The organism is Streptomyces deserti, assembly GCF_054782695.1.
Window position 1 is genome coordinate 1 of record NZ_BAAGRZ010000070.1, and the last position, 8,596, is coordinate 8,596.

Here is an 8,596-nt window from a genome sequence, read left to right on the forward strand (position 1 = left end):
TGTCGCAGTGGACTGGAGCCCGCTGTTCGCCGGACGCGCGGTCTCGCGGGTCTCGTTGCCCACCTACGCGTTCCAGCACCAGCGGTACTGGCTCGAACCCCGCCCGCAGGGCCAGGACCACGCCGCGGCCGACCACCCGCTGCTCACCGGTGTGGTCCGGGTGGCCGACCGCGACGAATGGCTGTTCACCGGCCGCTTCTCGCTGCGCACCCACCCGTGGATCGCCGACCACACCACCTATGGCGTGGTGCTGGTCCCGAGCGCCGCCCTGATGGAGATGCTGCTGGTGGCCGGACGCCGGATCGGCAGCCTGGGCGTGGACGAACTCACCCTCGAAGCGCCGATCCTCCCGCCGGAGGACGGCGAGGTGGAACTCCAGGTCCTGGTCCAGGAACCGGACGTTTCGGGACGCCGGCCGTTCACGTTCCACTACCGCCGGGCGGCCGAAGGCGCCGTCGGCGAGTGGAGCCGCAACGCCAGCGGCGTGCTGAGCGGCGGACAGCCCGCCGACATGCGACTCGTGGAGGCGCTGCGCGACGAGCCGTGGCCGCCGAGCGCCGCCGAACCGGTCGACACCGGCTGGATCCCGGCCCAGGTGGCCCGTGCCGCCGGGCTGGAGTACGGAAAGTCGTTCATCGGTGTCGACGCGGCCTGGCGCAGCGGCGACACGGTGTTCTCCGAGGTCACCCTGAACCCGGACACCCCGGCCGAGCGGTTCCACCTGCACCCGGCGCTGTTCGACATGGTGATGCACGCGGGCCTCGCCTGCCTGATCTGGCCGGACCACGAGGGCAACGCGGCCGAGGGCAAACTGCTGTTCCGCTGGGGTGGCACGCGGTTCCACAGCACGGGCGAAGTGACGTCACTGCGGGTGATGGCCGTGCGGCGCAGCAGTGAGGCGATCGGCGTCGTGGCCGTCGACCAGGACGGCAACCCGGTGGTGACCATCGACGAAGTGGTCATGCGCTCCTACGACGTCCAGCAGTTCCGCGCCGCGCTGCCGGGAGGCCGCACGGGGATGTACGGACTGCACTGGACCGAGGTCACCGCCACGGCCGACCGCCCAACCGCTGTCACCATGGCCTCGCTCGGCACCAACGCGGGCGCGGTGCCCGGGATCGAGGACCACTACCCGGATCTGACGGCTCTCGCCGCGGCACCCACCGTGCCGGACGCCGTGGTCTGGGAGGCGGCCACCGCACCGCAGGACGACCCGACGGCCACCACCCGCGAGCTGCTGGACGCGGCCCTGCACACGGTCCGACGCTGGCTGACCGACGATCGGTTCGCCCGGTCGCAGCTGGTCGTGGTGACCGCGGACGCGTCGGCGGCGCTGCCCGGTGAGGTGCCGGACCTGGCCGCGGCCTCGGTGTGGGGGCTCGTCCGCAGCGCCCAGACCGAGCACCCGGGCCGGATCGTCCTGCTCGACCGCGGCGGATCCGGCGGCACGGACCTCTCGGGCGACTCGCTGCGGGCCGTACTGGCGACCGGCGAACCCCAGGTGGCGCTGCGCGGCGACAGCATGCTGGTGCCACGCCTGGAAACCGCGTCCGCCACGACTGCCGCACCGGTGTCGTTCGGGACCGGGACCGTGCTGATCACCGGCGGGACCGGTGGACTGGGCGCACTCCTGGCCCGCCACCTCGTCGCCGAACACGGGGTGCGGCACCTGCTGCTCGTGTCCCGGCGCGGCGAGCGGGCCGACGGCGCGGCGGAGATCGTGGCCGAACTGGCCGGAGCCGGTGCCCAGGTCCGGGTCGCCGGATGCGACGTCACGGACCGTGACGCACTGCGCGACCTGTTGCGCACGGTGCCCGCGGACCACCCGCTGACCGGTGTCGTCCACACCGCGGGCGTGCTCGACGACGGCACGGTGCCCACCCTGACCGCCGACCAGGTGGAACGGGTGTTCGCACCCAAGGCCGATGCCGCGTGGTCGTTGCACGAGCTGACCCGCGAGGCGGAGCTGTCGGCGTTCGTGCTCTACTCCTCGATCGCCGGGCTGATCGGCTCGGCCGGACAGGCCAACTACGCCGCCGCGAACGGTTTCCTGGACGCCCTGGCGGTGCGCCGCCGGGCCAAAGGGCTGCCCGCCACGTCCCTCGCCTGGGGCCCGTGGCAGCAGGGCGCGGGCATGACCGGTGGCCTCGACCGGACCGGTGTGGCCAGGCTGGCCCGGCTCGGTCTGCACCCGCTGGACGGCGCCGACGGTCTGCGGCTTTTCGACCAGGCGCTGTCCGCCTCCGAACCGGCGCCGGCGCTGCTGCGGTTCGACGCCGACGACCTGCGCCTGGAAGCGCAGACCGGTTCGGTGCCCGCTGTGCTGCGCGGGTTCGTCCGCGCACGGCAGCAGCCGTCGGTGACGGTCTCCAACCGTTCGGCCTCGCTGAGCGAACGGCTGCACGGCGTCCCCGAGGGGAAGCGGCACGGTGTCGTCCTGGACCTGGTGCGAGAGCAGGCCGCGACCGTCCTGGGCTACGGATCGCCCGACGACATCGGACCCGACAGCGGCTTCGACGAGCTGGGCTTCGACTCCCTCGGCGGGGTCGAGTTCCGCAACCGCCTGGCCAAGGTGACGGGGCTGTCGTTGCCCTCGACGTTGGTCTTCGACTACCCGACGGCGAACGACATGGCCGGCTACCTGCTGGCGCAGACCACCGTCACCGCACCCGCGGAACCGAAGTCCGCCGTCCAGGGCGACATCGACCGGCTCAACGCCCTGCTGGAGCGGATCATCGCCGACGCCGGCGGCGACGACGAGACGGTCGCCGGGCTGCGGGGCGTCAACGACCGCCTCCGCACCTATCTGACCCCGATGCCGGGTGGCGAGTCCGACGACCTCGAATCCCACTCCGACAACGAACTCTTGGATCTCATCGACAAGGAGTTTGGCCCAGCATGAGCAACCCCAGCACGAGCAACGAGGAACGGCTCAGCCGGTACCTGAGGAAGCTCACCGGAGACCTGCGCGCGGCCAACAAGCAGATCCACGAGTTCGAGGAGCGGGCCCGCGAACCGATCGCGATCGTGGGTATGAGCTGCCGCTACCCCGGCGGTGTCGAGACACCCGCGCAGCTGTGGGACCTGGTCGCGTCCGGGACCGACGCGATCGGGCCGTTCCCGCCCGACCGCGGCTGGGACCTGGAGAAGCTGTTCGACAGCGACCCGGACTCGCCCGGCACCGTCTACACCAGGGAAGGCGGGTTCCTCGACGCGGCCGGTGACTTCGACGCAGGCTTCTTCGGGATCGGACCGCGCGAGGCGGCGGCGATGGACCCCCAGCAGCGCCTGTACCTGGAGGCGTCGTGGGAGGCGTTGGAGGACGCCGGGATCGACCCGGCGTCGCTGCGCGGCAGTGACACCGGTGTGTTTGCCGGCGTCATCCACCAGGACTACGGCCACCGCGTGGGTTCGCCCGCGCTGACGGCCGAGTCGGAAGGCCACGCCTACCTGGGTGTGTCGGCCAGCGTCCTTTCCGGCCGAGTGGCCTACACGTTCGGTTTCAAGGGCCCGGCCGTATCGGTCGACACCGCGTGCTCGTCGTCCCTGGTGGCGCTGCACCTGGCGTGTCAGGCGCTCCGCCAGGGCGATACGTCACTGGTGCTGGTCGGTGGCGTCACGGTGATGTCCGACCCGACCCTGCTGATCGCGTTCGGGCGTCAGCGCGCCCTGTCGCCGGACGCCCGCTGCAAGGCGTTCGCCGCCGCGGCCAACGGGACCGGGTTCTCCGAGGGCCTGGGCATGCTCGTGGTCGAGCGGCTGTCCGACGCGCGCCGCCGTGGGCACCGCGTCCTGGCTGTGATCCGCGGCAGCGCGGTCAACCAGGACGGCGCCAGCAACCGTCTGACCGCGCCCAACGGCCCCTCCCAGGAGAAGGTGATCGCCCAGGCGCTCGCCAACGCCGGTCTGACGCCCGCGGACGTGGACGCGGTCGAGGCGCACGGCACCGGGACCACCCTCGGTGATCCGATCGAGGCGCAGGCCCTGATCGCCGCCTACGGCCGCGACCGGGCCGGGGACCCGCTGCGCATCGGCTCGCTCAAGTCGAACATCGGGCACACGTCCGCCGCGGCCGGCGTCGGCGGCGTGATCAAGATGGTGCAGGCGCTCCGGCACGAGGTCCTGCCCGCGACCCTGCACGTGGACGCCCCCACCCCGCACGTGGACTGGTCGGACGGATCGGTCCGGCTGCTCCTCGGCGCCGAGCCGTGGCCGGCCGGGGAGCGGGTGCGACGGGCCGGCGTGTCGTCGTTCGGCGCCAGCGGCACCAACGCCCACGTGATCCTGGAGGAAGCTCCCGACCTCCTGGAGGAAGCCCCCGACGAGCCCGCCGACACCGGACCTGCGGACGAACCGACCGAGCCCGCGGCGTCCGGCGCCCCCGTGGTGGTGTCGGCCAGGACCGAGCCCGGGCTGCGCGCACAGGCGGCCAAGCTGCGGCAGTGGATGGCGGAACGCCCCGACCTGGGCGTGGACGACCTCGCCTACTCGCTGGTGACCACCCGCACCCCGTTGGAGTGGCGCGGTGCGGTGGTGGCGGACGACCGGGACGGGGTCCTCGCCGGGCTGGCGGCGCTCGCCGACCCCGAATCGGCAGGCGCCGCCGAGGGTGTGGTCGTCGGCCGTGCGACCACCCGCAAGGTCGCGTTCGTCTTCCCCGGGCAGGGCAGCCAGTGGCAGGGGATGGCGCTCGACCTGCTGGCGGCCGGTGGCCCGTTCGCGCAGTCCATGGCGGCGTGCGAAGCGGCGCTGAGCCGGTACGGCGACTGGTCGTTGAGCGCGGTGCTCCGCGGCGCGGACGGCGCACCGTCACTGGACCGGGTCGACGTGGTCCAGCCGGCGCTGTTCGCCGTGATGGTGTCGCTGGCGAAGCTGTGGCAGGCCGAGGGCGTCGAGCCCGACGTGGTCGTCGGCCACTCCCAGGGCGAGATCGCCGCGGCGTACGTCGCCGGCGCGCTCACCCTTGAGGACGCCACCCGGGTGGTTGCCCTGCGCAGCCTCGCCGTCGCCGAGGAACTCGCCGGCGCCGGGGCGATGTCCTCGGTCAACCTCGGCGAGGAGGACGCCCGGGCACGGCTGGAGCCGTTCGGCGACCGGCTGTCGCTCGCTGCGGTCAACGGTCCCGTGCAGGCCGTGGTGTCCGGAGACCTGGACGCGATGGACGAGTTCCTCACCGCGTGCGAACGAGACGGGGTGCGGGTCAAACGGATCCCGGTCGACTACGCCTCCCACTCGAAGGCGGTCGAACGACTGCGGGAGCGTCTGCTGCGCGAACTGGCGCCGATCACGCCCCGCTCGGGTGCGGTGCCGTTCTTCTCCACCGTGCACGCCGACTACGTGGACACCTCGCGGCTGAACGCGGACTACTGGTACCGGGCGCTGCGTGAACCCGTCCGGTTCGCGGCCGCCTCCGAGGCGTTGATGCGGTCCGGAATCACCGGCTTCATCGAGACCAGCCCCCACCCGGTGCTCACGGTCGGCCTGGCGGCCTCCGCCGAGGCGGCTGGAGTCGCCGACCGGGTGAGCATCGTCGGCTCCCTGCGACGGGACCGGGGCGGGCCCGAACAGTTCACGGTCGCGTTGGCGCAGGCGTACTCGGCCGGTCTGCCGGTGCGGTGGGAGCCCGGGTTCGCGGACCGCGACGTGACCCGGGTCGACCTGCCGACCTACGCCTTCCAGCGGCAGCGCTACTGGATCCAGAACGAGGCTCCGGGCGGCGGCAGCGGGGACGTCACCCACGCCGGCCTGGTGTTCCCGGACCATCCGCTGCTGGGCGCGGCGGCGGAACTGGCCGGCCGGGACGAGTGGCTGTTCACCGGCCGCATCGCCCACCGGACCCACCCGTGGCTCGCCGACCACGTGGTGTTCGGCACCGTGGTGGTGCCGGGCACGGCGATGGTCGAAATGGCGTTGTGCGCGGGGGAGAAGCTCGGCTGCCCCGTGGTCGAGGAGATCACCTTCCCGGCGCCCCTCGTCGTCGACGGTGAGGACGACGTCCAGGTGCAGGTCGCGGTCGGCGAACCCGACGACCGCGGGCGGCGCGTGCTGACGGTGTACTCCCGCGCGGCCGCCCCCGCCGACTGGGTGCTGCACGCGGAGGGTGTGCTGGCACCGGCCGCCGGCGCCGACGCACCGGAGTGGGCCGATCCGCCGCAGGACGCGGAACACCTCGACGGCCAGGCGCTCTACGACCGCCTGGCCGGGATGGGGTTCGGCTACGGCACCGCGTTCCAGGGCGTGACATCGGTGTGGCAGCACGACGGCGAGGTCCTCACCGAGGTGTCGCTGGACGACACGACCGCCGAACAGGCGGGCAGGTTCGGCATCCACCCAGCGCTGTTCGACGCGGCCCTGCACGGTCTCGGCCTGCTCGGCGAATGGGAGGAGGGCAGGCTGCCGCTGCCGTTCTCGTTCGCCGGGGTGCGGCTGCACCGGTCCGGCGCCGACGCGGTCCGGGTCCGAACAACCGGCGCCGGTCGCGACCGGGTGCGGATCGAGGCGTTCGACGAAGCGGGCGAAGCGGTGGTCACCGTCGACGCGCTGCGCACCCGCCCGATCGACGCCGACACGCTGCGCGAGACCCATCGTGACTCCCGGCAGGCACTGCACCTGCCGCAGTGGAAGGAAGTGACGTCGTCCGCCCCGGCGAACCCGCCACGGATGGTGTCGCTGGGGACCGTGCCCGGGATCGAGCACGGATACCCGGACCTCGACGCGGCTCTCGCCTCCTGGGACACCCCCGACGCGGTGGTGTGGACCGTGAACGGCGGATCGGCCGAGCACGGACCGTTCACGACCGACGTGCGCGACCGTGTGCACGCGACGCTGGCCGTCCTGCGGGCCTGGCTCGCCGAGGAGCGCTGTGCGCAGTCGACGCTCGTGGTGGTCACCCGGAACGGCGCGGGCCTGCCCGGTGAATCGCCGGACCTCGCCGCGGCCGCGGTTCGGGGACTGGTACGCAGTGCGCAGTCCGAACACCCGGGCCGGATCGTCTCGATCGACTGCCTCGACGAGGTCACCGCGGACGTGGTCGCCGCGGCGCTGGCCGTGGACGAGCCGCAGGTAGCGGTCCGCGGGAACGCACTGCACGTCCAGCGCCTCGGGCGTGCGCCCGCGCCGGCAGCGGAGCCGGACCTGTCGTTCGGATCGGGCACCGTGCTGATCACCGGCGGGCTCGGCGGACTGGGCTCGCTGGTGGCCGAACACCTCGTGGAGACACACGGCGTACGCGACCTCCTGCTCGTCTCACGGCGCGGCGACCAGGCCGACGGTGCCGCGGAACTCGTGGCGCGGCTGACCGAACGCGGCGCCAGGGTCCGGGTGGCAGCCTGCGACGTGGCTGACCGCGCGGCCGTCGCGGCCCTGCTCGAATCGATCGAGCCCGAGCACCCCCTCACCGCGGTCATCCACTCGGCCGGTGTCCTGGACGACGGCACGATCGAAACCCTCACCGCCGACCAGGTGGATCGAGTACTGACCGCCAAGGTCGACGCCGGGATCCACCTGCACGAACTGACCCTCGGCCTGAACCTGTCGGCGTTCGTGCTGTTCTCGTCCGCTGCGGCACAGCTGGGGTCCCCCGGCCAGGGCAACTACGCCGCGGCGAACAGCGCCCTCGACGCGCTGGCGCGCCACCGGCACAGCGCCGGACTGCCGGCCCTCTCGGTGGCCTGGGGTCCGTGGCACCAGCGCAGCGACATGACCGGCGGTCTCGGCCGGACCGGCTTCGCCCGACTGGAACGCATGGGGCTGCGCCCCGTCGACAACGAGTTCGGCCTGCGACTGTTCGATCTCGCGGTGGCCGCCGCCGAACCACTGCTGGCCGCGGTCGAGTTCGACCGCGCGGCACTGTCGTTGCAGGCCCGGGCCGGTCTCCTGCCCGCCGTCCTGCACGGCCTCGTCCCGGTGCCCGGGCGGCGCGCCGGTGCGGCGGGCGCGTTGGCGCACAAGCTGATCTCGGCGGACGAGCACGAACGGGACGCTCTCGTCGTCGAATTCGTCCGCGGGCACGCGGCTGCGGCACTGGGGCACGCCTCGACCGATGCGATCGACACCGACATACCCTTCACCGAACTCGGTTTCGATTCGCTGGGTGGCGTGGAGCTCCGGAACCGGTTGGCGAAGGGCACCGGGCTGTCGCTGCCGTCGACCCTGGTGTTCGACCACCCGACCGTCACGGCCGTGGCGAAACTGGTGCGTTCCCGGATCGAGGGCGAGCAGCCGCAGGTCCGCGAGCGGCGGGCACCGCGGCGCGTGACGTCGGACGAGCCGATCGCGATCGTCGGGATGGGCGCACGCTACCCCGGTGGGGTCGGGTCGGCCGAGGAACTGTGGCGTCTGGTCGCGGCGGGCCGGGACGTCATCGGCGAGTTCCCCGCCGATCGCGGCTGGGACCTGACTGGACTGTTCGACTCGGATCCGGACAAGCCGGGCACCGTGTACACGCGGTTCGGTGGGTTCCTGAGTGGTGCGGGTGATTTCGACGCGGGGTTCTTCGGGATTTCGCCGCGTGAGGCGTTGGCGATGGATCCGCAGCAGCGGTTGTTGCTGGAGGCGTCGTGGGAGGCGTTGGAGGACGCCGGGATCGATCCGACGT

2 protein-coding genes are annotated in these 8,596 nt (G+C 72.8%); both read left to right on the forward strand.

Translation table 11 applies throughout. The features are described 5' to 3' along the window. Positions 1 to 2,902: type I polyketide synthase (locus ACYVMZ_RS38835; protein ID WP_461087954.1), on the forward strand; the 2,902-nt coding region annotated here is incomplete at its 5' end. Continuing rightward, the coding region (locus ACYVMZ_RS38840; RefSeq protein WP_461087956.1) for a type I polyketide synthase at positions 2,899 to 8,596 on the forward strand (5,698 nt) is incomplete at its 3' end. The genes ACYVMZ_RS38835 and ACYVMZ_RS38840, both read left to right, overlap by 4 nt.